Origin of the sequence: Agrobacterium sp. OT33 (assembly GCF_017313365.1) — a bacterium.
Classification (GTDB): domain Bacteria; phylum Pseudomonadota; class Alphaproteobacteria; order Rhizobiales; family Rhizobiaceae; genus Agrobacterium; species Agrobacterium rhizogenes_A.
This window is the reverse complement of record NZ_JAFLMZ010000015.1, coordinates 1-23,437: the sequence shown is the minus strand read 5'-3', so window position 1 is coordinate 23,437 and position 23,437 is coordinate 1. Positions and strand designations below refer to the sequence as shown.

The 23,437-nt window shown below is 58.6% G+C and carries 36 protein-coding genes; 6 read left to right on the top strand and 30 right to left on the bottom strand.

Translation table 11 applies throughout. The features are described from left to right. The first annotated feature begins 75 nt into the window (after positions 1–75). From JZX88_RS25530 to JZX88_RS25520, 3 genes are read left to right on the top strand one after another with little or no spacing between them, the layout of a single operon-like run. Positions 76–429, top strand: a complete 354-nt coding sequence (locus JZX88_RS25530; protein ID WP_206915146.1) for a lysozyme inhibitor LprI family protein — start codon at positions 76–78, stop codon at positions 427–429. 48 nt (positions 430–477) lie between these two features. Beyond that, positions 478–933, top strand: coding sequence for a MarR family winged helix-turn-helix transcriptional regulator (locus JZX88_RS25525; RefSeq protein WP_206915145.1), 456 nt, complete (start codon positions 478–480; stop codon positions 931–933). A 25-nt stretch (positions 934–958) separates the two neighbouring features. Next, the gene (locus tag JZX88_RS25520) at positions 959–1,393 is read left to right on the top strand and encodes a hypothetical protein (RefSeq protein ID WP_065116003.1); all 435 of its coding nucleotides are present in this window, start codon (positions 959–961) and stop codon (positions 1,391–1,393) included. An 18-nt stretch (positions 1,394–1,411) separates the two neighbouring features. Here JZX88_RS25520 and JZX88_RS25515 read toward each other — a convergent pair whose 3' ends face one another. Together JZX88_RS25515 and ilvD are read right to left on the bottom strand one after the other, a co-directional pair. Then, a complete protein-coding gene (locus JZX88_RS25515; RefSeq protein ID WP_206915151.1) occupies positions 1,412–2,413 on the bottom strand; it encodes a serine hydrolase in 1,002 nt (333 codons plus the stop codon). A gap of 423 nt (positions 2,414–2,836) precedes the next feature. Further along, entirely contained in the window at positions 2,837–4,672 is a 1,836-nt protein-coding gene (gene ilvD / locus JZX88_RS25510) for a dihydroxy-acid dehydratase (RefSeq protein WP_206915144.1), read from the bottom strand. A gap of 313 nt (positions 4,673–4,985) precedes the next feature. On the opposite strand from ilvD, the gene msrP reads away from it, so the two are divergent. The 3 genes from msrP to JZX88_RS25495 are packed head-to-tail and all read left to right on the top strand — an operon-like array spanning position 4,986 to position 7,452. Beyond that, a complete protein-coding gene (msrP, locus tag JZX88_RS25505; RefSeq protein ID WP_206915143.1) occupies positions 4,986–5,927 on the top strand; it encodes a protein-methionine-sulfoxide reductase catalytic subunit MsrP in 942 nt (313 codons plus the stop codon). Between the two features lie 2 nt (positions 5,928–5,929). Continuing rightward, on the top strand, positions 5,930–6,601 hold the full coding sequence (gene msrQ / locus JZX88_RS25500) for a protein-methionine-sulfoxide reductase heme-binding subunit MsrQ (RefSeq protein ID WP_206915142.1): 672 nt from the start codon (positions 5,930–5,932) through the stop codon (positions 6,599–6,601). 41 nt (positions 6,602–6,642) lie between these two features. Continuing rightward, positions 6,643–7,452, top strand: a complete 810-nt coding sequence (locus JZX88_RS25495) for a carbon-nitrogen hydrolase family protein (protein WP_371741271.1) — start codon at positions 6,643–6,645, stop codon at positions 7,450–7,452. Between the two features lie 97 nt (positions 7,453–7,549). Here the strand turns inward: JZX88_RS25495 and rplQ are convergent, their stop codons facing one another. From rplQ to JZX88_RS25355, 28 genes are all read right to left on the bottom strand, one after another. After that, positions 7,550–7,975, bottom strand: coding sequence for a 50S ribosomal protein L17 (rplQ, locus tag JZX88_RS25490; protein WP_004442575.1), 426 nt, complete (start codon positions 7,973–7,975; stop codon positions 7,550–7,552). Positions 7,976–8,095: 120 nt separating this feature from the next. Further along, on the bottom strand, positions 8,096–9,106 hold the full coding sequence (locus tag JZX88_RS25485) for a DNA-directed RNA polymerase subunit alpha (RefSeq protein ID WP_003495228.1): 1,011 nt from the start codon (positions 9,104–9,106) through the stop codon (positions 8,096–8,098). A 195-nt stretch (positions 9,107–9,301) separates the two neighbouring features. After that, on the bottom strand, positions 9,302–9,691 hold the full coding sequence (gene rpsK, locus JZX88_RS25480; protein WP_003495225.1) for a 30S ribosomal protein S11: 390 nt from the start codon (positions 9,689–9,691) through the stop codon (positions 9,302–9,304). Positions 9,692–9,828: 137 nt separating this feature from the next. Further along, complete coding sequence (rpsM, locus tag JZX88_RS25475; RefSeq protein ID WP_003516122.1) at positions 9,829–10,197, bottom strand: 30S ribosomal protein S13; 369 nt, start codon at positions 10,195–10,197, stop codon at positions 9,829–9,831. Between the two features lie 303 nt (positions 10,198–10,500). Further along, positions 10,501–11,091, bottom strand: a complete 591-nt coding sequence (locus JZX88_RS25470; protein WP_065113654.1) for an adenylate kinase — start codon at positions 11,089–11,091, stop codon at positions 10,501–10,503. Further along, positions 11,088–12,428 (bottom strand): preprotein translocase subunit SecY, encoded by a 1,341-nt coding sequence (gene secY, locus JZX88_RS25465; protein WP_065113655.1) that lies wholly within the window; start codon positions 12,426–12,428, stop codon positions 11,088–11,090. The genes JZX88_RS25470 and secY overlap by 4 nt, the downstream gene beginning before the upstream one ends. A gap of 328 nt (positions 12,429–12,756) precedes the next feature. After that, positions 12,757–13,236, bottom strand: coding sequence for a 50S ribosomal protein L15 (rplO, locus tag JZX88_RS25460; RefSeq protein WP_035224073.1), 480 nt, complete (start codon positions 13,234–13,236; stop codon positions 12,757–12,759). Between the two features lie 16 nt (positions 13,237–13,252). Then, positions 13,253–13,459 (bottom strand): 50S ribosomal protein L30, encoded by a 207-nt coding sequence (gene rpmD, locus JZX88_RS25455; RefSeq protein ID WP_003495212.1) that lies wholly within the window; start codon positions 13,457–13,459, stop codon positions 13,253–13,255. Positions 13,460–13,470: 11 nt separating this feature from the next. Further along, positions 13,471–14,040 carry a 30S ribosomal protein S5 gene (rpsE, locus tag JZX88_RS25450; RefSeq protein WP_046798171.1) on the bottom strand — a complete coding sequence of 190 codons (570 nt, stop codon included), beginning with the start codon at positions 14,038–14,040 and terminating at the stop codon, positions 13,471–13,473. Between the two features lie 119 nt (positions 14,041–14,159). Beyond that, positions 14,160–14,522 (bottom strand): 50S ribosomal protein L18, encoded by a 363-nt coding sequence (gene rplR / locus JZX88_RS25445; RefSeq protein WP_065113657.1) that lies wholly within the window; start codon positions 14,520–14,522, stop codon positions 14,160–14,162. 12 nt (positions 14,523–14,534) lie between these two features. Then, positions 14,535–15,068, bottom strand: coding sequence for a 50S ribosomal protein L6 (rplF, locus tag JZX88_RS25440; protein ID WP_003495204.1), 534 nt, complete (start codon positions 15,066–15,068; stop codon positions 14,535–14,537). A 42-nt stretch (positions 15,069–15,110) separates the two neighbouring features. Continuing rightward, positions 15,111–15,509 (bottom strand): 30S ribosomal protein S8, encoded by a 399-nt coding sequence (gene rpsH / locus JZX88_RS25435; RefSeq protein WP_003521007.1) that lies wholly within the window; start codon positions 15,507–15,509, stop codon positions 15,111–15,113. A gap of 12 nt (positions 15,510–15,521) precedes the next feature. Next, positions 15,522–15,827 carry a 30S ribosomal protein S14 gene (gene rpsN / locus JZX88_RS25430; RefSeq protein ID WP_003507785.1) on the bottom strand — a complete coding sequence of 102 codons (306 nt, stop codon included), beginning with the start codon at positions 15,825–15,827 and terminating at the stop codon, positions 15,522–15,524. 33 nt (positions 15,828–15,860) lie between these two features. After that, positions 15,861–16,415, bottom strand: a complete 555-nt coding sequence (rplE, locus tag JZX88_RS25425; protein WP_003495201.1) for a 50S ribosomal protein L5 — start codon at positions 16,413–16,415, stop codon at positions 15,861–15,863. Further along, entirely contained in the window at positions 16,408–16,716 is a 309-nt protein-coding gene (gene rplX, locus JZX88_RS25420) for a 50S ribosomal protein L24 (RefSeq protein ID WP_003521006.1), read from the bottom strand. The genes rplE and rplX overlap by 8 nt, the downstream gene beginning before the upstream one ends. 12 nt (positions 16,717–16,728) lie before the next feature. Continuing rightward, positions 16,729–17,097 carry a 50S ribosomal protein L14 gene (rplN, locus tag JZX88_RS25415; RefSeq protein ID WP_003495199.1) on the bottom strand — a complete coding sequence of 123 codons (369 nt, stop codon included), beginning with the start codon at positions 17,095–17,097 and terminating at the stop codon, positions 16,729–16,731. A gap of 234 nt (positions 17,098–17,331) precedes the next feature. Beyond that, positions 17,332–17,568, bottom strand: coding sequence for a 30S ribosomal protein S17 (gene rpsQ, locus JZX88_RS25410; protein WP_003495195.1), 237 nt, complete (start codon positions 17,566–17,568; stop codon positions 17,332–17,334). A gap of 11 nt (positions 17,569–17,579) precedes the next feature. Next, the gene (gene rpmC, locus JZX88_RS25405; RefSeq protein WP_003495193.1) at positions 17,580–17,780 is read right to left on the bottom strand and encodes a 50S ribosomal protein L29; all 201 of its coding nucleotides are present in this window, start codon (positions 17,778–17,780) and stop codon (positions 17,580–17,582) included. Between the two features lie 12 nt (positions 17,781–17,792). Beyond that, the gene (rplP, locus tag JZX88_RS25400) at positions 17,793–18,206 is read right to left on the bottom strand and encodes a 50S ribosomal protein L16 (protein WP_003507774.1); all 414 of its coding nucleotides are present in this window, start codon (positions 18,204–18,206) and stop codon (positions 17,793–17,795) included. A gap of 38 nt (positions 18,207–18,244) precedes the next feature. Next, complete coding sequence (rpsC, locus tag JZX88_RS25395) at positions 18,245–18,976, bottom strand: 30S ribosomal protein S3 (RefSeq protein ID WP_004442600.1); 732 nt, start codon at positions 18,974–18,976, stop codon at positions 18,245–18,247. Further along, positions 18,976–19,365 carry a 50S ribosomal protein L22 gene (gene rplV / locus JZX88_RS25390; RefSeq protein ID WP_065113658.1) on the bottom strand — a complete coding sequence of 130 codons (390 nt, stop codon included), beginning with the start codon at positions 19,363–19,365 and terminating at the stop codon, positions 18,976–18,978. Before rplV ends, rpsC begins: the two co-directional genes overlap by 1 nt. A 2-nt stretch (positions 19,366–19,367) precedes the next feature. Next, positions 19,368–19,646, bottom strand: coding sequence for a 30S ribosomal protein S19 (rpsS, locus tag JZX88_RS25385; protein WP_003507772.1), 279 nt, complete (start codon positions 19,644–19,646; stop codon positions 19,368–19,370). Between the two features lie 15 nt (positions 19,647–19,661). Beyond that, positions 19,662–20,498, bottom strand: coding sequence for a 50S ribosomal protein L2 (gene rplB, locus JZX88_RS25380; RefSeq protein WP_003521004.1), 837 nt, complete (start codon positions 20,496–20,498; stop codon positions 19,662–19,664). 43 nt (positions 20,499–20,541) lie between these two features. Further along, positions 20,542–20,835 carry a 50S ribosomal protein L23 gene (locus tag JZX88_RS25375; protein ID WP_003521003.1) on the bottom strand — a complete coding sequence of 98 codons (294 nt, stop codon included), beginning with the start codon at positions 20,833–20,835 and terminating at the stop codon, positions 20,542–20,544. Then, positions 20,832–21,452 (bottom strand): 50S ribosomal protein L4, encoded by a 621-nt coding sequence (gene rplD, locus JZX88_RS25370; RefSeq protein ID WP_003495173.1) that lies wholly within the window; start codon positions 21,450–21,452, stop codon positions 20,832–20,834. Before rplD ends, JZX88_RS25375 begins: the two co-directional genes overlap by 4 nt. A gap of 12 nt (positions 21,453–21,464) precedes the next feature. Further along, positions 21,465–22,106, bottom strand: coding sequence for a 50S ribosomal protein L3 (gene rplC / locus JZX88_RS25365; RefSeq protein ID WP_004442604.1), 642 nt, complete (start codon positions 22,104–22,106; stop codon positions 21,465–21,467). Between the two features lie 168 nt (positions 22,107–22,274). Continuing rightward, positions 22,275–22,583 (bottom strand): 30S ribosomal protein S10, encoded by a 309-nt coding sequence (gene rpsJ, locus JZX88_RS25360; protein WP_003507767.1) that lies wholly within the window; start codon positions 22,581–22,583, stop codon positions 22,275–22,277. Between the two features lie 311 nt (positions 22,584–22,894). Continuing rightward, positions 22,895–23,437 (bottom strand): EF-Tu/IF-2/RF-3 family GTPase (locus JZX88_RS25355; RefSeq protein WP_246753561.1); only part of this gene is annotated, 543 nt, incomplete at its 5' end.

The following is a 23,437-nucleotide window of genomic DNA, read 5'->3' as shown; positions in this document are numbered from 1 at the left end:
CGGTTCCGGAAGCTGGAACCAGCAAGGCCCCTTTTTGGTTTCATCCGCATCGACTGTCCTTGAAAGAGACGACACATGCATCTGAAACAGACTTTTCTCGCCTGCGGCATCCTCCTCGTTTCCTCCACTCTCGGCTCATCCGCTGGCGCTGCCAGCTTCGATTGCACGAAGTCCGATCTGGCCGCCGACGAGAAGGCGATCTGCGACAACCGCACTCTGAACGATCAGGATGTGAAGATGGCCACCACCTTCGACATCCTCACCCAATTGATGGCCATGGGCGCCCGCGACACGCTGCGCGACGAGCAGAGCCAATGGCTGAAGAAACGCCAGGAATGCGCGGCGGATGTCGCCTGCCTTACCAGCGCCTACGAGGAGCGCATGAAGCGCCTCGGAGAGGCCTTCCAGAGCATCTCACGGCCGTTGTAGCGGGAATTCGATATTGACAACATATTGTCAATATGACAATGTATTGTCATGAAAACGGATAACGCACACACACTTTCCGCTCTGGCGGTCGCCATCTTTCGAACCAATGGCGCGTTGATTGCCGCAGGCGACGCGCTCTCTGCCCCCTTCGGCCTGTCCAGCGCACGCTGGCAGGTTCTGGGAGCGGTGGTGCTTGCCGGCCAGCCTTTGACCGTGGCGCAGATCGCACGGAACATGGGCCAGACCCGTCAGGGTGTACAACGCCTCATCGATGAGATGGAACGACAGGACATCGTTTGCTTCGAAAACAATCCGCACCACAAGCGGGCCAAACTCATCCGCCTTACCGAAAAGGGCGAGAACGCCTATGCCGCCACCATGCAGCAATGGAATGAACTCGCCGGCCGTTTGGCCACGGATATGCAGGCGGAGCAACTGCCTAACGCCATAGACTGCCTGAACCAGCTTTTCGCCGGACTGGACGCCGATCCACCGCAAGGCTGACCCGATCTTCTAAAGGATTATATCGATGAGAACCCTTCATCCCGTCGCCGGCACGCTGGCGCTGGCGACCATACTCGCCTTTTGGTTATCCACCGCGCTGACCGAAATTTCCGGTTCCAGTGAAGCAATCCGTGCCGTCAAACTCGCCATTCCATGGGGCTTCCTGGTGCTTGCACCCGCGCTCGCGATCACGGGTTTCAGCGGCTTTCGCATGGGCGCAAAATGGAAACATCCGCTGGTCGCAGCCAAGAAGAAGCGTATGCCGCTCATCGCACTGAACGGGTTGCTGATCCTCGTCCCCTGCGCGTTCGTGCTTCGGCATTTCGCCCTCTCAGACGATTACGGCGGCGTCTTCTACGCCGTTCAGGCGCTGGAGCTTTGCGCCGGGGCGCTAAATATCACCCTTCTTGCAAAGAGCTTCCGCGACGGCCTCCAGCTGAGACGCCGTCTGGCGGCCTAGCGGCATTTGCATATGAAGCTATGCGGCCCGGATGATGTTTTCCGTAAGGCCATGCAATTGGTCACGATAACCGGTTCTGGCCGATGGCGCGTCTTCACGAGAGGTCATCACGACGGAGAGTCGCTTTGCGGGAACGATATAGAGCATCTGCCCGCCATAACCCCAGGCGTAATAGACCGTCTCTCCCGCCATCTCCTTGATGAACCAGCAGTAGCCGTAACCGTCGCCGTTGAAGACCGAATTGGTGCGCTGTTGCCAGGACTGGTCGATCCAGCTCTGTGAAATCAGCCGCTCGCCCCTGGGCGTCACGCCGCCCAGACGATACAGCTCTCCGAAGGCCAGCAATGAGCGCGCCGTCATCGCCATCTGGTTGCCGCCGAGATAGATGCCCTGCGGATCGCGCTCCCAGCCGCCGATGGAAAATCCTTCGAGCGGACGGAACCAGTCACGCGCAAGCGACAGCGTCGAACGGCCGGAAGCTTTTGTAAGGATCGCCGAAAGCAGATGGGTGGAACCGGTGGAATAAAGCATGCCGCCGCCCGGTTCCCCGACAAAACCGGAACCCAGCGCCATTCTCACCCAGTTGCGGCTGGCAACCCAGCGGCCGTAATTCGGCCCCGACATGCGCTCCAGACCGGATTGCATGGACAGCAGGTTGCCGATGGTAACCCTTTCCAGCCGCGGATCGGGACTCGGCGGAAAATCACTGCGCAGGATGGTCGCAATCGGCTGATCGGCACCTGACAGTATCTTCCGGTCGATCGCCATGCCAACCAGCGCCGAAATGACCGATTTTGACGCCGACTTGATGTTGGTGGAGCCGTTAAGGCTGGCGCCATGGTAGGCACGGCTGGCGACCTCCGCACCATCGATACTCACGATAACGGCCTTGAGACTCGAAAGCGCATCCGCATCCCTCAGCAATGGATCAAAACGGGCGGCATTGCCGGAGCTTTGCGCGCGGGCGAGCGGGGCAAGAGGCAGGGATGCGATGAGGGCGAGTGCGGTTCGTCTTTTCATGCTGATGAAGTTAGGCATCGCGGGGTTCTGGAAAAGGCCCGACAGATGAACATCACTCCAATGTGACTGCCGGGCGGAATGCAGCGGACCAGTATTTTTGAATTTACGCTTTGAAAACAGCAACTTGAACAAGAATGACGAATCATCTTCTGAGGCAATTGAATCAGTTTGTGAACGGAAACGCATCACCAGCTTCAGGACGAAAAAAAGCCGCTCGGAGAGCGGCTGATCGAAGGATGGTAAATCTCGCGTCGCAGTCTGCGGGATCCTCGGGCCTGTCCCGAGGATCTATCCACATCACTTAAAATCAATCACTTGCAGGCGCCCGGGCATGATGGATGAGAGCTTTTTGACCCTTGTCAGCAAGCACCAGCCGCCCCGCACAACGGGACGGTTGAGTCCTTCCTCAACCGGGACCGAACCTTACTCCGGCAAAATCCGCACCGCACCCTTGTCCGCACTGGAAGCAAAGGCCGCATAGGCCTTCAACGCCGTCGTGACATTGCGCTTGCGCGGTGCCTCCGGCTTCCAGCCCTGCTCTTCCTGCTCGGCCCGGCGCGAAGCCAGTTCCGCATCGGTGACCTTCAGGTTGATGGTGCGGTTCGGAATGTCGATCTCGATCAGGTCGCCCTGGCGCACAAGGCCGATGGCGCCGCCCTGTGCCGCCTCAGGCGAGGCGTGGCCGATGGAGAGGCCCGAGGTGCCACCCGAAAAACGGCCGTCGGTGATCAGCGCGCAGGCTTTGCCGAGACCCTTGGATTTCAGATAGCTGGTCGGATAGAGCATTTCCTGCATGCCCGGCCCGCCCTTCGGCCCTTCGTAACGGATGACGACGACGTCACCCGCCTTGACCTCGTTGCCGAGAATGCCCTTCACGGCCGCATCCTGGCTTTCGTAAACCACTGCCGGGCCGGTGAATTTCAGGATGGATTCATCGACGCCCGCCGTCTTCACGATGCAGCCATCAAGCGCGATGTTGCCATAAAGCACGGCCAGACCGCCATCCTTGGAGAAAGGCTTTTCAACCGAGCGGATAACGCCGTTTTCGCCGTCCGTATCCAGATCGTCCCAACGCGAGGACTGGCTGAAAGCCACCTGCGTCGGCACGCCGCCGGGGGCAGCCTTGAAGAATTCACGCACCGTCTCGCTGTTGGTACGGGTGATATCCCAGCGGTCGATGGCATCGCCCAGCGTCGTCTCGTGCACGGTATAGGTATCGCGGTTGATAAGACCGCCGCGTTCCAGCTCGCCGAGGATACGCATGATGCCGCCGGCGCGGTGAACGTCTTCCATATGCACGTCCTGCTTGGCGGGCGCGACCTTGGAAAGGCACGGAACTTTACGGGAAAGACGGTCGATGTCTTCCATACCGAAGTCCACACCGCCCTCATGCGCTGCCGCCAGAATATGCAGCACCGTGTTGGTGGAGCCGCCCATGGCGATATCCAGCGACATGGCGTTTTCAAAGGCCGCCTTGTTGGCGATGGTGCGCGGCAGAACGGTTTCGTCCTCCTGCTCGTAATAACGGCGCGCCAGATCGACGATCAGATGGCCGGCCTCGACGAAGAGCCGCTTGCGATCCGAATGGGTGGCAAGCGTCGAACCATTGCCGGGCAAGGACAGGCCAAGCGCCTCGGTCAGACAGTTCATCGAATTGGCGGTGAACATGCCGGAACAGGAACCGCAGGTCGGGCAGGCAGAGCGTTCGATGACCTTCACGTCCTCGTCGGAAATCTTGTCATCGGCAGCCGCAACCATGGCGTCGACCAGATCAAGCGCCACCGTCTTGCCGTGCAGGACGACCTTGCCCGCTTCCATCGGACCACCGGAAACAAAGATCGCAGGAATATTGAGGCGCATCGCCGCATTCAGCATGCCGGGGGTGATCTTGTCGCAGTTGGAAATGCACACCATCGCATCGGCGCAATGGGCATTGACCATATATTCCACCGAATCCGCGATGATCTCACGCGACGGCAGCGAATAGAGCATGCCGTCATGGCCCATGGCGATACCGTCATCGACCGCGATGGTGTTGAATTCCTTGGCAACACCGCCCGCCGCCTCGATTTCGCGGGCAACCAGCTGGCCGAGATCCTTCAGATGCACATGGCCCGGCACGAACTGCGTGAAGGAATTGACCACCGCGATGATCGGCTTGCCGAAATCGCTGTCCTTCATGCCGGTGGCGCGCCAAAGGCCGCGCGCGCCCGCCATGTTGCGGCCGTGGGTTGTCGTTCTGGAGCGATAGGCTGGCATGGTGTTTTCCTCGATCTCTTGGGCAGAAGGGCCGTCTTCCGCAGCGCGGTCAAAACGGCTTCCGCCCTATTTTGCGGTTTTTCTAGCGCAAACCGCAAGCCCTGTCACTGTCACCTTCGGGCAAAACAGTACGGTTCGGTACGGTACGCCCATTCTCCGGCAGGTCATTCGGCCGGGCCCTCATCACAAATGCGCGATTTTCACCGTCTGGCCGCTGTTTTTCCGCAGAGCACTGAAACATATCTGTGCAGCGGTCGTATTGGCTATCATAATCGATTTATCGCCGATGCACCCGGCTTTTGTGGAGGTTGAAATGCCCGCCTATCGTCCGCCCGTGATCGCGGCAAGTGAAATTACACCGAAGAATATCTACCTGTCCCGACGCGGCTTTCTCGGCACGGCGGCGGGGCTGGCAGCGATCGGGCTTGCCGGCCGCGAAGCGATTGCCGCCCCGCTTTCCGCAAAAGCCAGCGCCTACAAGCTGGATGAGAAGCTCACCCCGCTCGACGCCGTCACCAGCTACAATAATTTCTACGAATTCGGCGTCGGAAAATCCGACCCCAAGGAAAATTCCGGCAAGTTCAAGCCTGCCCCATGGACGGTGAAGGTGGACGGCCTCGTTTCCAAACCGCAGGAATTCGGCATCGAAGACCTGATGAAATATCCTCTCGAGGAGCGCACCTATCGCATGCGCTGTGTCGAGGGCTGGTCTATGGTCATTCCATGGATCGGCTTCCCCCTCGCCGCCCTCCTCGACAAGGTGGAGCCGCTCGGCAGCGCGAAATATGTGGCCTTCGAAACCGTGGTGCGGCCGGAAGAAATGCCGGGCCAGAGCGGCCTGTTCCAGCCTCTCTCCTGGCCTTATGTCGAGGGCCTGCGCCTCGATGAGGCCCGCCACCCGCTGACCATCCTTGCCGTCGGGCTTTACGGCGAGACCCTGCCGAACCAGAATGGCGCGCCGATCCGGCTGGTCGTGCCGTGGAAATACGGCTTCAAGGGCATCAAATCCATCGTGCGGATTTCGCTTGTCGAAAAACAGCCGGAAACGACCTGGAAAAACTCCAATGCCCGCGAATATGGCTTCTATTCCAACGTTAATCCGCATGTGGATCATCCACGGTGGAGTCAGGCGACGGAGCAGCGTATCGGCGAAGGTGGCTTCTTCGGCGTGCAGAACCGCCCTACCCTGATGTTCAACGGCTATGATGAGGTTGCGAGCCTTTATGCCGGCATGGATCTGAAGGCGAATTATTGACCATGGCCTTTGCCCTTCCACTTCCATCGCTGCCGAAGCGTTACCAGCCGGCGGCCGTCTGGTCGCTTTATGTGATCGGCCTCTGTCCGGGCATCTGGTATTTCTATCTCGCCGCAACCGGTGGCCTCGGCTTCAACCCGGTCAAGGATTTCGAACACCTGCTCGGCATCTGGGCGCTGCGCTTCCTGTGCCTCGGACTGCTGGTTACACCGCTGCGCGATCTCTTCAACATCAACTTCATCGCCTATCGCCGGGCGCTGGGGCTGATCGCCTTTTATTACGTGCTGGCGCATTTCACCGTCTATCTGGTGCTGGACCGAGGCCTGATGCTGGGCTCCATCGCCGGCGATATCCTGAAACGCCCCTATATCATGCTCGGCATGGCCGGGCTGCTCATGCTCATTCCCCTGGCGCTCACCTCCAACCGCTGGTCTATCCGCAGGCTCGGCAGCCGCTGGAACACGCTGCACAAGCTCGCCTACCTCGTCCTCATCGTCGGCGTGCTGCATTTCGTGCTGGCGCGAAAGTCGATCACACTGGAGCCGGTGTTCTATATCAGCACGATGGTGGTATTGCTCGGCTATCGCCTGCTACGGCCGGCGATCATGGCGAGGAAGCGGGCGCGAAAAACACAGTCCTCTGCCACGAACATCCGCCGGCACGTCTCCAACTAAATTGCTAAACTCCGGAATAGACTCAAGGCTCGGAGGATATCGTGATAAAGATCGCAGCTGCGCAAAGCATCGTTACGGCCGATATCGCGGAAAATGCCGAGACGATAAGACGCCTTATCGAGATGGCGGCAGATCAGGGCGCGCGCCTCGTAAATTTTTGCGAAGGCGCGCTCTCAGGCTACGCGAAAGCCCAGCTTGCATCCCCGGACGTCTGGAAATCTTTTGATTGGCGTGCCCTCGAAGCAGAACGCGCAACCATTGCCGAGACCTGCCGGCGACGTCGCATCTTCGCGGCCATCGGCTGCGCGCACCCGCTGCCCAGTCCCCATGCGCCACATAACAGCCAGTACATTTTCAGTGAAACCGGAGCGTTGATTGAACGATATGACAAACGATATCTTTCGCACTCGGAACTGAATGGCTGGTTCACCCCGGGAACTCGGCCAGTTACTTTTGACGTCGATGGATATCGGTTCGGCTGCCTCACCTGCATCGAAGTCCAGTTCCCTGAATTATTCATGGAATACGAAAGAGCAAATGTCGATGCGGTCCTGTTTTCATCCTACGGCATAAGAAGCTTTTTCCAGATCGCCCTTCGCGCCCACGCCGGCTTCAATTGTGTCTGGATTAGCGGTGCGACACCCGCTCAAACCGCTCACGAAGGCCCGGCAGGGATCATCGATCCCAATGGTAAGGTCATCGCTCACTGCGCCGCTGAAGCAAGAAACGAGCTGGCTTTAGCAACGCTCGACCGCACTTCGGCCGACTGTGACAGGCCGCTCAATAAAGCCCGTCCTTGGCGAAGAGCAGCCAGAAGCGGCGCAATTTATAGAGAAAAATTGAGCCAATAGCTCGCAACATGCCAGCGCGACCATGAGCAAACAAAAAAGCCGGGCGATTTCTCGCCCGGCTTTTTTTTAATTCACGACGCCTGAACGGCGTCAAACCTTATGCGGCTTCAGCAGCAGCGGCTTCAGCGGCAACGCGAGCCTTGTCGGCTGCGCCCTTGGCGTCAACGTCACGCTCGACGAATTCAACAACGGCGAGAGCCGCGTTGTCGCCCTGGCGGAAGCCGGCCTTCATGATACGCAGGTAGCCGCCATTGCGGTTTGCGTAGCGGGCTGCGATCGCGTCGAACAGCTTGCGAACGGCGTCCTGATCCTTGATCTGCGAAATCGCCTGACGACGAGCGTGCAGGTCGCCGCGCTTGCCGAGGGTGACGAGCTTCTCAACGATCGGGCGAATTTCCTTCGCCTTCGGAAGCGTGGTTACGATCTGCTCATGGGTGATGAGCGAAGCAGCCATGTTGGCAAACATTGCCTTGCGGTGGCTGGCGGTTCTATTGAGCTTGCGGCCTGAATTACCGTGGCGCATTGCTATTCTCCTTCTTCGCAGGTTCCTTCTCTAAGGCCTGCCGTTTCCTGGCACATGCAGATGACTTATCTGCTGTTTGACGGGGAAAGGCAGTCTTTAAAGGGTCTGCCTTTTTGATTGTTAGTACTGGTCTTCGTAACGCTTTGCGAGATCTTCGATGTTCTCAGGCGGCCATGCCGGCACTTCCATGCCGAGGTGCAGACCCATGGAAGCGAGAACTTCCTTGATTTCGTTCAGCGACTTGCGACCGAAGTTCGGCGTGCGAAGCATTTCGGCCTCGGTCTTCTGGATCAGGTCGCCGATATAAACGATGTTGTCGTTCTTCAGGCAGTTTGCCGAACGAACGGACAGCTCGAGCTCATCGACCTTCTTGAGAAGCGCCGGGTTGAACGCGAGTTCGGTAACCGATTCTTCTTCTGCTTCCTTCTGCGGCTCGTCGAAGTTGACGAAGACGCCCAGCTGGTCCTGAAGAATGCGAGCGGCGAAGGCAACGGCATCTTCGCCGGAAACCGAACCGTTGGTCTCGATCGTCATGATCAGCTTGTCATAGTCGAGAACCTGACCTTCACGGGTGTTTTCCACCTTGTAGGACACTTTCTTGACCGGAGAATAGAGGCTGTCCACCGGAATGAGGCCGATCGGAGCATCTTCCGCGCGGTTGCGCTCAGCCGGTACGTAACCCTTGCCGTTGTTGACGGTGAATTCCATGCGGATTTCAGCGCCATCGTCGAGCGTGCAGATCACGTGGTCGGGGTTCAGAATCTCGATGTCGCCAACCGTCTGGATGTCACCAGCGGTTACGGCACCCGGGCCCTGCTTGCGCACGACCATGCGCTTGGAATCATCGCCGTCCATCTTGATGGCGATTTCCTTGATGTTGAGCACGATATCCGTCACATCTTCCCGAACGCCGGGGATGGAGGAGAATTCGTGCAGGACACCGTCGATCTGCACGGCCGTTACAGCGGCGCCACGCAGAGAAGACAACAGAACGCGACGCAGCGCGTTGCCGAGGGTAAGACCGAAACCACGCTCCAGCGGCTCGGCAACCAGCGTTGCCTTGGTGCGGCTGGACGAGGTGAACTCGACCTTGTTCGGCTTGATAAGTTCCTGCCAGTTCTTCTGAATCATCTTTAAACCTTCCGTTCGCCGCCACCATCCAATCGTGACGGACCGAGCATGAAAACACCGAGAGGAACCTAATTCAGCGGTTCATCAGTGGGTTCTTGAGCGCAAGTCCGCCGATCGAAATCGACGCGCACACGCCAGATACGCGAAAATTCCGCCAGACCGAAGGAAAGGCGGAATTTCCGAACCACGGTCGCGTCAGACGCGGCGCTTCTTGCGCGGACGGCAACCGTTGTGCGGGATCGGCGTCACGTCGCGAATGGAAGTGATCATGAAACCGGCGGCCTGCAGGGCGCGAAGTGCCGATTCACGGCCGGAACCCGGACCGCAAACTTCAACTTCAAGCGACTTCATGCCGTGTTCCTGAGCCTTCTTCGCGCAATCTTCAGCTGCGATCTGGGCAGCGAACGGGGTCGACTTGCGCGAACCCTTGAAGCCCTTGGCACCAGCAGACGACCAGGCAATGGCGTTGCCCTGTGCGTCGGTGATGGTGATCATCGTGTTGTTGAAGGTCGAGTTGACGTGCGCGACGCCCGACGTGATGTTTTTGCGTTCGCGACGACGGACGCGTGCGGCTTCCTTGGCCATTTTATACCTTTCATTGATCTCTTCACCGCCGTAACACCAGCGGCTACACCGGCGATCAGCCCCACTGGAGCCTCACGCCAAACTCAGAAAGGCTGGCGCGGACTGCACCAGCCTCCCCTTCCCGGAGAACCGGAAAATTACTTCTTCTTACCAGCGATAGCCTTCGCCGGACCCTTGCGGGTGCGAGCGTTGGTGTGCGTGCGCTGACCGCGGACCGGAAGGCCACGACGGTGACGCAGGCCGCGGTAGCAGCCGAGGTCCATCAGACGCTTGATGTTCATCGACGTCTCACGACGCAGGTCGCCTTCGACCTGGTAGTCGCGGTCGATGGCTTCGCGGATCTGAAGAACTTCAGCATCCGTCAGCTGATGAACGCGCTTGTCAGCCGGCAGGCCGACCTTGTCCATGATTTCCTGCGCGAATTTCGGACCGATCCCGTGAATGTAGGTCAGCGCAATAACAACGCGCTTCGCAGTCGGGATATTGACGCCAGCGATACGTGCCACGTCTCTTCTCCTTGGTTCCAGTTGCCATCCGGCAAGTGGTGATTCCATTCGAGCGGCCGACAAGACCGCCAGTTCAAATTGGTGTCCGTGACAAGTCAAAACGACCGAACCCGGATTTCCCATCCCTCAGGGAAATCCGCGCCAGTCGCTTGGGATGTCGCGAGTTGGCGCGGTGTTTAACGGAATCAGCGCAAAAAAGCAACCGGCTCCGCCAAGATTCTTTTGTGATCCAGAGGATCTGCCGCCATGCCAAAGCGGGATACGGGCAAGAACGCAACAGCCCTCGCCCATCCGCTCCGTCGATCAGGCGGAGGCTTTCTCGAGAACGCGCTCGATCGCCTCGGTCACGGCATCGACATCCGCCATGCCGTCAAGCGTTACAAGCTCGCCCTGCTCGCTGTAATAGCTGGACAGCGGAGCGGTCTTTTCGCGATATTCCGTGAGGCGTTTGCGGAAAGCTTCCGGATTATCGTCAGAACGGACAGTGCCGCCGGCGGCGACGGTTTCCGCCACGCGGTTTTCGATTCGGCGAATCAACGCCTCCTCGTCCACCTTCAGTTCAATGACGGCATCAAGGACCAGATTCTTCTTGCGCATGTTCTCTGCAAGCGCCTTCGCCTGCGGAACGGTGCGCGGATAGCCGTCCAGAATAAAGCCCTTGGCACAGTCCGGTGCTTCGATACGCTCGGAAACGATCTGATTGACGATATCGTCGGAAACCAGCCCGCCGGCGTCCATGACGGCCTTGGCGCGCTTGCCGATTTCGGTGCCCGCGCTGACCGCAGCGCGCAGCATGTCACCGGTGGAAAGCTGCGGGATCCCGTACTTGTCCGTCAGCCGCTTGGCCTGGGTTCCCTTGCCCGCACCCGGCGGACCCAAAAATATCAGTCTCATCGTCCCCTCTTTCCTCCACGCAGCTTCGACTTCTTGATCAGCCCTTCATATTGCTGCGCAATCAGGTGACCCTGAATCTGCGCAACCGTGTCAAGAGTTACACTGACAACGATCAAAAGCGAAGTACCACCAAGGGCTAATGGAATGCCCGTGCGTGCGATAAGTGTCTCAGGAAGGATACACACGAAGACCAGATAAATCGCGCCGACAACCGTGATACGGGTCAGGACGTAATCGATGTACTCCGCGGTGCGTTCGCCCGGACGGATGCCCGGAATGAAGCCGCCATGCTTCTTGAGGTTATCGGCCGTGTCCTTCGGATTGAAGACGATAGCCGTGTAGAAAAACGCGAAGAACGCGATCAGCAGACCGTAGAGCGCCATGAACAGCGGCTGTCCGTGCTGCAGCGACGCTATGATTGATGTCGCCCAGGCCGGCAGGTTGGTGTTGCCGGCAAAACCCGCAGCCGTTGCCGGCAGGAGCAGCAGCGACGATGCGAAGATCGCGGGAATGACGCCGGCCGTGTTGAGCTTCAGCGGCAGATGCGAGGTATCGCCCTGGAACATCCGGTTGCCGACCTGTCGCTTCGGATATTGGATCAACAGGCGGCGTTGGGCGCGCTCCACGAAGACGATGAGCGCGATGACGCCGATGGCGACCACGACAACCGTCAGGATGAGCGGCGTCGAAAGCGCGCCGGTGCGGCCGAGTTCCAGCGTGCCGGCCAGCGCCTTGGGCAGGCCCGCGGCAATACCAGCGAAGATGATCAGTGAAATACCGTTGCCGATACCACGCGAGGTGATCTGCTCGCCGAGCCACATCAGGAACATCGTGCCGCCGAGCAGCGTGATGACCGTGGAGATGCGGAAGAACCAGCCCGGATCGACCACGAGACCGTTGCCGCTTTCAAGGCCGACCGCAATGCCATAGGCCTGCAGCGTGCCGAGCAGCACCGTGCCGTAACGGGTGTACTGATTGATGATCTTGCGTCCGGCTTCGCCTTCCTTCTTCAACGCTTCGAGCGAGGGCACGACCGAGGTCATGAGCTGCACGATGATCGAAGCGGAGATGTAAGGCATGATGCCGAGCGCGAAGATCGCCATGCGCTCGACGGCGCCACCCGCAAACATGTTGAAAAGACCGAGAATACCGTTGGCCTGGCCCTGGAAGGCCTGCGCATAGGCTTCGGGGTTCAGGCCCGGAAGCGGAATATGGGTGCCGAGACGGTAGACGAGAAGTGCGGCAAGAGTAAACCAGAGACGCTTTTTCAGATCCTCCGCCTTAGCGAAGGTCGAAAAATTCAGGTTCGAAGCCAGTTGTTCCGCTGCTGAAGCCATAAATTTCTCCGAATGACCCTTGCCAGCCAGCGCAACCGGCCGATGCGGAAAGGTCTAAAAGATACTGGTCAAAACCGGGCTTCGGACAAATGCGGCTCTGAGCCGCCATCATGCCTCACCCTGTTTTTTATGTCCTATCCCCTCCCCTACGGAAGTTCAAGAACTGTGAGGCTCTCCCTGCAGCACTTTCTGCCGCAAGCGGGGCCTTGGAAGCACACCGCGAAGAGATTGCCCTGATGCTCTATAAATCGATTTAGGTCGAAAGCACCAGTGGCCAGGGAGCGCAAACGCCCGGAGCGACGAGCCCCGGGCGTCTGAAGTCTATATATTACTCGGAGGCTTCTGCTGCAACTGCGAGAAGCTTGATCGAGCCGCCAGCCTTTTCGATCTTTTCGATTGCGGGCTTGGAAGCACCGGCAACTTCGAAAGCGACCTTTGCCTTCAGCTCGCCGTCGGCGAGAATGCGTACGCCGTCCTTGGCGCGGCGGATAACGCCGGCAGCCTTGAGGGCAGCGGCATCGATCGTTGCGGAAGCGTCAAGCTTCTTGGCGTCGATGGCGGTCTGAATGCGGCCGAGCGATACGACAACATATTCGGAAGCGAAGATGTTGTTGAAACCGCGCTTCGGCAGACGACGGTAGATGGGCATCTGACCGCCTTCGAAGCCGTTGATGGCGACGCCCGAACGAGCCTTCTGACCCTTCACACCGCGACCACCGGTCTTGCCCTTGCCGGAACCGATACCGCGACCAACGCGGATACGGTCCTTGGAGGCGCCTTCGTTGTCTCTGATTTCATTGAGTTTCATGATAGGTTACTCCGTCTCACTTCTCGTCAACGACGCGAACGAGATGCTGGACCGCACGGATCATGCCGCGAACCGCCGGAGTGTCTTCCAGGGTGCGCTGACGATGCATCTTGTTGAGACCCAGACCGACCAGCGTCTGACGCTGGATTGCCGGGCGGCGAATGGGGCTGCCGATCTGCTCGACCGTAACAGTCTTCTTGGCTTCAGTAGTCTTCTTGGCCATGATCCAGCTCCTTATTCTTCAGAAGCGTTGCCGGAAGCGGCACGACGAGCCTGAAGGGTCGCAAACTTCAGACCGCGCTGTGCAGCGATGTCCTTCGGATGAACCTGATGCTTCAGAGCGTCGAACGTGGCGCGAACCATGTTGTACGGGTTCGAGGAACCGGTCGACTTGGCAACGACGTCATGAACGCCGAGCGTTTCGAAAACGGCGCGCATCGGACCACCGGCGATGATACCGGTACCGGCCTTGGCCGAACGCAGCAGAACCTTGCCTGCGCCGTGACGGCCATTGACGTCGTGGTGCAGCGTGCGGCCATCGCGCAGCGGAACGAAGATCAGATCGCGCTTTGCGCTTTCAGTTGCCTTGCGGATCGCTTCCGGAACTTCACGAGCCTTGCCGTGACCGAAGCCAACGCGGCCCTTCTGGTCGCCAACGACGACGAGAGCGGCGAAACCGAAACGACGGCCGCCCTTAACAACCTTTGCAACGCGGTTGATCGCGACCAGCTTGTCGACGAATTCGCTATCGCGCTCTTCGCGGTTCTGGCGATCTTCGCGAGAACCTCTTTTATCCTGTGCCATTGTCCTTGTCCTTTTTCTTTTGCGGGTGGAACGGCAAACGAAAAGACCAGCGGCCTCGATGAAGAGATCCGCATGGTCCGGTGAAATTCCGCCCGGGTCGTTGCCCGGGCGGAAAAAGATCAGAAGTTCAGACCGCCTTCGCGGGCAGCGTCTGCCAGGGCCTTGACGCGGCCGTGATAGATGAACGCGCCACGATCGAATACGACATCCTTGACGCCAGCCTTGACGCCACGCTCGGCAACCAGCTTGCCGACAACAGCTGCTGCTGCAACGTCGGCGCCAGTCTTGAGCGAGCCGCGCAGATCGGCTTCGAGCGTGGAGGCAGACGCAAGCGTCTTGCCAGCAACGTCATCGATGATCTGGGCGTAGATGTTCTTCGACGAGCGATGAACCGACAGGCGCGGGCGGCCGTTGGCAACCGCCTTGATCTGGCGGCGCACACGGCTCGCGCGACGTGCAAGTGCTTCTTTCCTGCTAGCCATTTCGCGTGATCCTTACTTCTTCTTGCCTTCTTTGCGGACAATACGCTCTTCAGCGTACTTCACGCCCTTGCCCTTGTAGGGCTCGGGACCGCGGTATTCGCGGATTTCCGCGGCTACCTGGCCAACCTGCTGCTTGTTGATGCCGGAAACGATGATTTCCGTCGGCTTCGGAACGGCAATGGTGATGCCGACCGGCGGCTCATAAACCACGTCGTGGGAAAAGCCGAGAGCCAGCTGCAGGTTCTTGCCCTGCATGGCGGCACGGTAACCGACGCCGTTGATTTCGAGCTTGCGCTCATAGCCGTCCTTAACACCCTTGAAGATGTTCTCGATCATCGTGCGGGACATGCCCCACTTCGAACGAGCTTCCTTGGTGCCGTTAGCCGGCGTTACGGAAACGCCGTTATCTTCGAGCTTCAGCTGAATGTCGTCGTTAGCGACGAAAAACAGTTCACCCTTCGGGCCCTTCGCAGTGACCTTCTGGCCGTCGACATTGGCCGTCACACCTGCGGGAACCGGAACGGGCTTTTTACCGATACGAGACATTATTCAATCCTGTCTGTTCGTTATGGAGATCCTGCTCGGGTCTTAGAAGACCGAGCAAAGAACCTCGCCACCAACGTTCTGTTCGCGAGCCTGGTGATCGGCCATCACGCCCTTCGGGGTCGAAAGGATGGTGATGCCGAGGCCGTTCGCGACCTGCGGAATGGACTTTACCGAGACATAAACCCGGCGGCCCGGCTTGGAAACGCGGCCGATCTCACGGATCACGGACGCGCCTTCGTAGTACTTCAGCTCGATGGTGAATTCGGACTTGCCGTTTTCGAAATCGACCTTGGAATAACCGCGAATGTAGCCTTCAGCCTGCAGCACGTCGAGAACGCGTGCGCGGAGGCTGGAAGCCGGCGTGCTTACCGAAGACTTACGGCGAGCAGCACCATTGCGGATGCGGGTGAGCATATCACCCAAAGGATCAGTCATGGTCATGTGCCCGTCTCCTTACCAGCTCGACTTGACAATGCCCGGCACCTTGCCGGAATTGCCCAGCTCACGAAGCGCGATACGCGACATCTTGAGCTTGCGATAGAACGCGCGCGGACGGCCCGTTACTTCGCAGCGGTTGCGGATACGCGTCTTCGAGCCGTCACGCGGCAGCGAAGCGAGCTTCAGGGTGGCCTTGAACCGGTCTTCGATCGGAAGGGACTGGTTCATCACGATCGCCTTCAGTGCGGCGCGCTTGGCGGCCTGCTGGGCGACCGACTTGCGGCGGCGCTTGTTCTTTTCAACTGCGCTTGTTTTCGCCATATCGGAGTTCCTTTTCTACGCTCGTCGTTACGGTTAGTGACGGAACGGGAAGTTGAACTCTGTCAGCAGAGCCCGAGCTTCGTCGTCCGACGTCGCCGTCGTGCAAACGATGATGTCCATGCCCCACATCTGATCAACCTTATCGTAGTTGATCTCAGGGAACACAATGTGTTCCTTGATGCCCATGGCGAAGTTGCCACGGCCGTCAAAGCTCTTCGGGTTCAGGCCCCGGAAGTCGCGAACGCGCGGAAGCGCGATGTTGACCAGACGATCAAGGAATTCGTACATGCGGGCGCCACGAAGGGTAACCTTCGCACCGATCGGCATGCCTTCGCGAACCTTGAAACCAGCGATCGAGTTGCGAGCGCGGGTAACGACCGGCTTCTGGCCGGCAATCGCAGCCAGGTCACCGGCAGCAATCGTGGGCTTCTTGGAGTCGGCAGTTGCTTCGCCAACGCCCATGTTGATCACGATCTTTTCAAGCTTCGGGATCATCATGACGTTTGCGTAGGAGAACTTCTCCTGCATGGCGCCACGGATACGGGAAACGTATTCCGTCTTGAGACGCGGCTCGTACTTATCAGCCATCGATCACTTCTCCCGAACGCTTGGCCACACGGACCTTCTTGCCATCCACAACCGAGAAGCCAACGCGGGTCGGCTTGCCATCCTTGTCGACGATGGCGATGTTGGAGATGTGCAAGGATGCTTCCTTGTTGATGATGCCGGCTTCCTGGGCCTGGGTCTGGCGCTGGTGACGCTTCACCATGTTGACGCCACGCACAACGGCCCGGTCTTCCTTCGGCAAAACCTGGATTACTTCGCCGGTACGGCCCTTGTCCTTACCGGTCAATACGACAACCTTGTCGCCTTTACGAATCTTCTGCATCGCATTCGCTCCTTACAGTACTTCCGGAGCCAGCGAGATGATCTTCATGTGGTTCTTGGCGCGAAGCTCGCGCGGAACCGGTCCGAAGATACGGGTGCCGATGGGCTCTTTCTTGTTGTCGATAAGAACGGCTGCGTTGTTATCGAAACGGATGACGCTGCCGTCAGCGCGGCGGATGTCCTTGGCGGTGCGCACGACAACCGCCTTCATCACGTCGCCCTTCTTGACGCGGCCGCGCGGAATAGCTTCCTTGATGGAAACGACAATAATGTCGCCAACAGAAGCATATTTGCGCTTCGAGCCGCCCAGCACCTTGATGCACATGACACGACGTGCGCCGGAATTATCCGCCACGTCGAGGTTTGTTTGCATCTGAATCATGTCAGGTCGCCTTCTTGTTGTTACCGGAACGGTTGGGCAAACTCTCCCGAGCGAGCCCCCTGCCCCAGCTTATGAATATCTCTTTTTTTGCGCGGAAATGTCGTGACAGGGTGGTTTCCCGAAGGACCTTCCGTGCGCATCAAAGCAAAAGACGCTCGGGTCACGAGCGTCCTTGCGCTGCTTCATACAGGAATTCGCGCCAAGTGCAAGACACAAGGCGCGATTCTGATGAAATTAAGCCTGGGCGGAAACGACCGTCCAGCGCTTGTCCTTGGAGATCGGTGCGCATTCCTCGATGGAAACGACATCGCCGACCTTATACTGATTGTTTTCGTCGTGTGCCTTGTACTTCTTCGAACGACGAACGGTCTTCTGAAGCAGCGGGTGAGCGAATCGGCGCTCAACCCGGACCACGACAGTCTTCTCGTTCTTGTCGGACACTACGACGCCCTGCAGAATGCGTTTCGGCATATTATTCTTCCTTAGGCCTTGGCTTCTGCCGCCTTCTGGCGGGCAATGGTTTTAACGCGGGCGATATCCTTGCGGACTTCGTTGATGCGCGAGGACTTCTCCAGCTGGCCAGTTGCCTTCTGGAAGCGCAGGTTGAACTGCTCCTTCTTCAGATCGGCGAGCTTGTCCTTGAGCTGGTCGGCGCTGAGGCCGCGAACTTCATCGGCTTTCATGTGCCTTGCTCCTTACTCTGCGATGCGCTGTACGAAGCGCGTCTTGACCGAGAGCTTGGCAGCGCCGAGACGAAGCGCCTCACGGGCGATCTCCTCGGTAACACCGTCGATCTCGAACATCATACGACCGGGCTTGACCTTGCATGCCCAGTAATCGACCGAACCCTTGCCCTTACCCATACGAACTTCGGTCGGCTTGGCCGTTACCGGAACGTCGGGGAATACGCGGATCCACACACGACCTGCGCGCTTCATGTAACGCGTGATCGCGCGGCGGGCCGCTTCGATCTCGCGTGCATTCACGCGGTTCGGTTCCTGCGACTTCAAGCCGAATTCACCGAATGCCAGGTCAAAGCCGCCCTTGGCGACGCCCTTGATGCGTCCCTTGAACTGCTTACGGTACTTAGTACGCTTTGGCTGCAACATTTTCTTACTTCTCCGAGCTTATCTTTCGCCAGCGTCAATCAAGCGTTTTCGCGACGACGATCGCCACGATCGCCACGCTCACGGCTTGCAGGGCCCTGTGCGTCGCCTTCGAGACCGCGACGCTCAGAAGCCATCGGATCGTGCTCAAGGATTTCGCCCTTGAAGATCCAGACCTTGATGCCGCAAATGCCGAATGCGGTTTCAGCTTCAGCCGTGCCGTAGTCGATGTCCGCACGCAGCGTGTGCAACGGAACGCGACCTTCGCGGTACCATTCGGTACGAGCGATTTCTGCACCGCCGAGACGGCCGCCGCAGGTGATCTTGATGCCTTCGGCGCCAAGACGCATTGCGGACTGAACAGCACGCTTCATCGCACGGCGGAAAGCCACGCGGCGCTCGAGCTGCTGAGCGATCGACTGGGCAACCAGCGTCGCGTCGATTTCCGGCTTGCGCACTTCAACGATGTTGAGGTGCGTTTCGGAGTTGGTCATTTCGGAAAGCTTCTTGCGGAGCTTCTCGATGTCTGCACCCTTCTTGCCGATGATCAGACCCGGACGAGCCGAGTGGATCGTGACGCGGCACTTCTTGTGCGGACGCTCGATGACGACCTTGGCGATGCCGGCCTGCTTGAGTTCCTTGATCAGGTAAGCCCGGATCTTGAGGTCTTCATGCAGAAGCTTGCCGTATTCTGCGGTGTCAGCGTACCAGCGGCTGTCCCAGGTACGGTTGATGCCGAGGCGGAAGCCGATCGGATTGATTTTCTGACCCATTATGCGGCCTCCCCTTTTTCCTCGACTTCACGAACAACGATCGTGAGGTGAGAGAACGGCTTTTCGATGCGGGAAGCACGACCACGGCCACGAGCGTGGAAACGCTTCATGGTGATGGACTTGCCAACATAGGCCTCGGCGACGACGAGAGCGTCGACGTCGAGGTCATGGTTGTTTTCCGCATTGGCAATTGCAGATTCAAGCGTCTTCTTGACGGTGCCTGCAATGCGCTTGCGGGAGAATTCGAGCTCGGCGAGAGCGCGATCAACCTTCTTGCCACGGATAAGAGCGGCAACCAGGTTCAGTTTCTGGGGGCTGACGCGGAGCGTACGGGCAACGGCCTGAGCCTCGTTGTCCTTCAGCCGGCGTTCGGTCTTAGCCTTCGCCATGATTACTTCCTCTTTGCCTTCTTGTCCGCGCCGTGACCGTAATAGGTACGGGTCGGAGAGAATTCACCGAACTTGTGTCCGACCATGTCTTCGTTGACCGAGACGGGCACATGCTTGCTGCCGTTGTAGACGCCGAAGGTCAGACCAACGAACTGCGGCAGGATCGTGGAGCGACGGCTCCAGATCTTGATTACTTCGTTACGTCCGCTCTCGCGCACCTTCTCAGCCTTGGTGAGAAGATAGCCGTCAACAAACGGACCTTTCCATACTGAACGAGCCATTAGTGACTACCTCTCTTACTTCTTACGCTGATGGCGCGAGCGCATGATGAACTTGTCGGTCGACTTGTTCGAACGGGTGCGCTTGCCCTTCGTGGGCTTGCCCCACGGAGTAACCGGGTGACGACCACCCGACGTGCGACCTTCACCACCACCGTGCGGGTGGTCGACCGGGTTCATGACGACGCCGCGAACGTGCGGACGCTTGCCGCGCCAACGGGAACGACCGGCCTTGCCGTCGTTGATGTTGGCGTGGTCCGAGTTCGAAACAGCGCCGATCGATGCGAGGCAGGAGCCGTGCACCAGACGCTGTTCGCCCGAGTTGAGACGCAGGATGGCCATGCCGGCATCGCGGCCGACGAGCTGGACATACGTACCGGCGGAGCGAGCGATCTGACCGCCCTTGCCCGGCTTCATCTCGACGTTGTGGATGATCGAACCGACCGGAATGTACTGAAGCGGCATGGTGTTGCCGGGCTTCACGTCCACTGCCTTGTCGGAGGCGATCACCTTGTCACCGGCAGCGAGACGCTGTGGCGCGAGAATGTAAGCCTGTTCGCCGTCGGTATACGTAACCAGCGCGATGAACGCGGTGCGGTTGGGGTCGTATTCCAGACGCTCAACGGTGCCTTCCACGTCGAACTTGCGACGCTTGAAGTCAACCAGACGGTAGGTCCGCTTGTGACCGCCACCCTGGAAACGGACGGTGATCCGGCCCTGGTTGTTACGGCCACCCTTGGAGCTGAGGCCCTGGGTGAGAGCCTTTACCGGCTTGCCCTTGTAGAGCGAAGCGCGGTCCACGATAACCAGCTGGCGCTGGCTCGGCGTGGTCGGATTGAAACTTTTCAATGCCATTTTCTTGTTCCCTTTTGGGTCTTTGCCCGCTTGGGCCTAACCTTTAGAGTCCGGTGGACACGTCGATGGATTGACCTTCGGCGAGCGTGACGACGGCTTTCTTGACGTCCTTCAGCTTACCGGCGAACCCACGGAAACGACGGGTCTTACCCTTGCGGATAAGCGTGTTCACAGCCGTGACTTTGACGCCGAAGAGAGCTTCCACGGCAGCCTTGATTTCAGGCTTGGAAGCATTCTTGGCGACGTTGAATACGACCTGGTTCTGTTCGGATACCAGCGTCGACTTTTCCGTGATCGAAGGAGATACGATCACATCGTAGTGGCGAAGATCCGTCATTTGAACCGCTCCTCCAGAGCCTCTACAGCAGCCTTGGAAAGCACCAGCTTGCCACGGCGCAGGATGTCGTAAACATTGATGCCCTGAACCGGCAGAACGTCCACGTTCGGGATGTTCTGAGCAGCGAGCTTGAAGTTGCCATCAAGTTCAGCGCCGCCGATAACGAGAGCGTTGGTCAGGCCAAGCGAAGCGAAGCTGCCCAGCAGAGCCTTGGTCTTTGCTTCGGACGCGACGAGCTGATCGACGATGATCAGTTCTTCAGCCTTCAGCTTTGCAGACAGGGCGTGACGCAGGGCCAGCGCGCGAACCTTCTTGGGAAGGTCGTGTGCATGGCTGCGAACGACCGGGCCGTGGGCCTTGCCGCCGCCGCGGAACTGCGGTGCGCGAGCCGAATGGTGACGAGCGCGGCCCGTACCCTTCTGCTTGTACATCTTCGCGCCGGTGCGGGAAACTTCCGACCGGTTCTTGGACTTGTGGGTTCCCTGCTGCTTCTTTGCAAGCTGCCAGCGAACCATGCGGGCCAGGATGTCCTGGCGGGGGTCGAGGCCGAAGATCTCATCCGACAGAGAAACCTTGCCGGCGTCTTTTCCCTCGAGGGTCTTGACGTTCAATTCCATGATAAGGCTCCCTTACTTCGCAGCCGACTTGACGGCGTCGCGGACGATGATCCAGGAACCCTTCGAGCCGGGAACTGCACCCTTCACGAGGATGAGGCCACGGTCTTCATCAGTCGAAACGACTTCGAGGTTCTGGGTCGTAACGCGGGTCTGGCCCATATGACCAGCCATGCGCTTGCCCTTCCAGACGCGACCCGGATCCTGGTTGGAACCGGTCGAACCGTGTGCACGGTGCGAGATCGAGTTACCGTGCGAAGCGCGGCCACCACCGAAGTTGTGACGCTTCATAGCACCGGCGAAACCCTTACCGATCGTGGTTCCGGTGACGTCGACCAGCTGGCCGGTCTGAAAATGATTTGCGGTCAGTGTTGCACCGATGTCGATCAGGTTCTCGGGGGAAACCCGGAACTCGACGAGCTTGGCTTTCGGTTCGACATTGGCAGCGGCAAAATGACCGCGAAGCGCCTTCGTCGTGTTCTTGACCTTGGACTGGCCGGCACCGAGCTGAACTGCGGTGTAACCATTCTTGTCTTCCGTGCGCTGGGCAACGACTTGTACGTTATCCAGTCGCAATACTGTTACGGGGATATGTTCACCTGCGTCGTTATAGACGCGTGTCATACCCACTTTCTGTGCAATCACACCTGAACGCATTGGTTCATCCTCTTGCGAGCCTTGAAGGGAAAACCCTCTCTGGCCTTTGTTAAGGAGTGCCCTTCGACATCTCACGATGTTTCCGGTCTCCGGTTTGGAAGTCGTTGGATTGCTCCACGTACCTTCCTTGTTATTTCAGCCCTCACCTTGGATGGATCGGGCCGGGTCTTAGAGCTTGATTTCCACGTCAACGCCAGCAGCGAGGTCGAGCTTCATCAGAGCATCGACAGTCTGCGGGGTGGGGTCAACGATATCGAGAAGACGCTTGTGCGTCCGCATTTCGAACTGTTCACGGCTCTTCTTATCAACGTGGGGAGAGCGGTTGACGGTAAACTTTTCGATGCGGGTGGGGAGCGGAACCGGGCCGCGAACGCTGGCGCCGGTGCGCTTTGCGGTCGACACGATTTCACGGGTAGAGGCATCGAGGATCCGGTGATCGAACGCCTTGAGGCGGATACGGATATTCTGGCCGTTCATTCGTCTTGTCCTTGTTCTTTGTTATTCGTTTCCGCACGCGGAAACACATGAACTTCTATTGATCGTGGCGCCGCAGATTTTCAAAAATCGAGAGAGATGCGCGTCGCACCCCAATCATTTCGGTAGTCTGTATTGCTAAAAACACCGCGTTCCGCAATCGCTTGCGAATCCAGCGGTGATTGTGAGTGCGCGTTTACGCGCTTTCACCGAATTTTTCAAGCACTAAAAATGCAACGCCGCCAGGCTTTTTACTAAAAGTCCGGCGGCGGTGTTGTTCACACCGCCGCCAGCCAGAATTTCAACGGTCGAGATTACTCGACGATCGAAGCCACGATGCCTGCGCCGACGGTACGGCCGCCTTCGCGGATAGCGAAGCGCAGCTTTTCTTCCATCGCGATCGGAACGATCAGCTCGACATCAACGGTGACGTTGTCGCCAGGCATAACCATTTCCGTGCCTTCCGGAAGCGTAACGATGCCCGTCACGTCCGTCGTGCGGAAGTAGAACTGCGGACGGTAGTTCGTGAAGAACGGCGTATGACGGCCGCCTTCTTCCTTCGTCAGGATGTAGGCTTCGGCCTTGAACTTCTTGTGCGGCTTGACAGAACCCGGCTTGCACAGGATCTGGCCACGCTCGACGCCGTCACGGTTAACACCGCGAACCAGTGCACCGATGTTGTCGCCGGCCTGGCCCTGGTCGAGCAGCTTGCGGAACATTTCAACGCCGGTAACCGTCGTCTTCGAGGTCGGACGAATGCCGACGATTTCGACTTCTTCACCAACCTTGACGATACCGCGCTCAACGCGACCCGTCACAACCGTACCACGGCCCGAGATCGAGAACACGTCTTCGAT

Coding starts and splice junctions, on each gene's coding strand:
- rplR (WP_065113657.1), bottom strand. CDS start 14,522: ATGGCTAGCAGGAAAGAAGCACTTGCACGTCGCGCGAGCCGTGTGCGC.
- JZX88_RS25515 (WP_206915151.1), bottom strand. CDS start 2,413: ATGAAAAGACGAACCGCACTCGCCCTCATCGCATCCCTGCCTCTTGCC.
- rpsJ (WP_003507767.1), bottom strand. CDS start 22,583: ATGAACGGCCAGAATATCCGTATCCGCCTCAAGGCGTTCGATCACCGG.
- JZX88_RS25525 (WP_206915145.1), top strand. CDS start 478: ATGAAAACGGATAACGCACACACACTTTCCGCTCTGGCGGTCGCCATC.
- rpsS (WP_003507772.1), bottom strand. CDS start 19,646: ATGGCTCGTTCAGTATGGAAAGGTCCGTTTGTTGACGGCTATCTTCTC.
- rpsN (WP_003507785.1), bottom strand. CDS start 15,827: ATGGCGAAAACAAGCGCAGTTGAAAAGAACAAGCGCCGCCGCAAGTCG.
- rpsE (WP_046798171.1), bottom strand. CDS start 14,040: ATGGCACAGGATAAAAGAGGTTCTCGCGAAGATCGCCAGAACCGCGAA.
- rpsK (WP_003495225.1), bottom strand. CDS start 9,691: ATGGCCAAGGAAGCCGCACGCGTCCGTCGTCGCGAACGCAAAAACATC.
- rplB (WP_003521004.1), bottom strand. CDS start 20,498: ATGGCATTGAAAAGTTTCAATCCGACCACGCCGAGCCAGCGCCAGCTG.
- rpmC (WP_003495193.1), bottom strand. CDS start 17,780: ATGAAAGCCGATGAAGTTCGCGGCCTCAGCGCCGACCAGCTCAAGGAC.
- rplE (WP_003495201.1), bottom strand. CDS start 16,415: ATGGCTGATAAGTACGAGCCGCGTCTCAAGACGGAATACGTTTCCCGT.
- rpmD (WP_003495212.1), bottom strand. CDS start 13,459: ATGGCCAAGAAGACTACTGAAGCCAAGAAGACTGTTACGGTCGAGCAG.
- rpsH (WP_003521007.1), bottom strand. CDS start 15,509: ATGACCATGACTGATCCTTTGGGTGATATGCTCACCCGCATCCGCAAT.
- rplQ (WP_004442575.1), bottom strand. CDS start 7,975: ATGCGCCACGGTAATTCAGGCCGCAAGCTCAATAGAACCGCCAGCCAC.
- JZX88_RS25470 (WP_065113654.1), bottom strand. CDS start 11,091: ATGAGACTGATATTTTTGGGTCCGCCGGGTGCGGGCAAGGGAACCCAG.
- JZX88_RS25520 (WP_065116003.1), top strand. CDS start 959: ATGAGAACCCTTCATCCCGTCGCCGGCACGCTGGCGCTGGCGACCATA.
- rpsQ (WP_003495195.1), bottom strand. CDS start 17,568: ATGCCGAAACGCATTCTGCAGGGCGTCGTAGTGTCCGACAAGAACGAG.
- rplN (WP_003495199.1), bottom strand. CDS start 17,097: ATGATTCAGATGCAAACAAACCTCGACGTGGCGGATAATTCCGGCGCA.
- ilvD (WP_206915144.1), bottom strand. CDS start 4,672: ATGCCAGCCTATCGCTCCAGAACGACAACCCACGGCCGCAACATGGCG.
- JZX88_RS25485 (WP_003495228.1), bottom strand. CDS start 9,106: ATGATTCAGAAGAACTGGCAGGAACTTATCAAGCCGAACAAGGTCGAG.
- rplD (WP_003495173.1), bottom strand. CDS start 21,452: ATGGAATTGAACGTCAAGACCCTCGAGGGAAAAGACGCCGGCAAGGTT.
- msrP (WP_206915143.1), top strand. CDS start 4,986: ATGCCCGCCTATCGTCCGCCCGTGATCGCGGCAAGTGAAATTACACCG.
- JZX88_RS25375 (WP_003521003.1), bottom strand. CDS start 20,835: ATGACGGATCTTCGCCACTACGATGTGATCGTATCTCCTTCGATCACG.
- rplV (WP_065113658.1), bottom strand. CDS start 19,365: ATGGCGAAGGCTAAGACCGAACGCCGGCTGAAGGACAACGAGGCTCAG.
- rplF (WP_003495204.1), bottom strand. CDS start 15,068: ATGTCTCGTATCGGTAAAAAGCCCGTTCCGGTTCCCGCAGGTGTGACG.
- msrQ (WP_206915142.1), top strand. CDS start 5,930: ATGGCCTTTGCCCTTCCACTTCCATCGCTGCCGAAGCGTTACCAGCCG.
- rplP (WP_003507774.1), bottom strand. CDS start 18,206: ATGTTGCAGCCAAAGCGTACTAAGTACCGTAAGCAGTTCAAGGGACGC.
- rplO (WP_035224073.1), bottom strand. CDS start 13,236: ATGAAACTCAATGAAATCAGAGACAACGAAGGCGCCTCCAAGGACCGT.
- rplC (WP_004442604.1), bottom strand. CDS start 22,106: ATGCGTTCAGGTGTGATTGCACAGAAAGTGGGTATGACACGCGTCTAT.
- rplX (WP_003521006.1), bottom strand. CDS start 16,716: ATGCAGAAGATTCGTAAAGGCGACAAGGTTGTCGTATTGACCGGTAAG.
- secY (WP_065113655.1), bottom strand. CDS start 12,428: ATGGCTTCAGCAGCGGAACAACTGGCTTCGAACCTGAATTTTTCGACC.
- rpsC (WP_004442600.1), bottom strand. CDS start 18,976: ATGGGTCAGAAAATCAATCCGATCGGCTTCCGCCTCGGCATCAACCGT.
- JZX88_RS25530 (WP_206915146.1), top strand. CDS start 76: ATGCATCTGAAACAGACTTTTCTCGCCTGCGGCATCCTCCTCGTTTCC.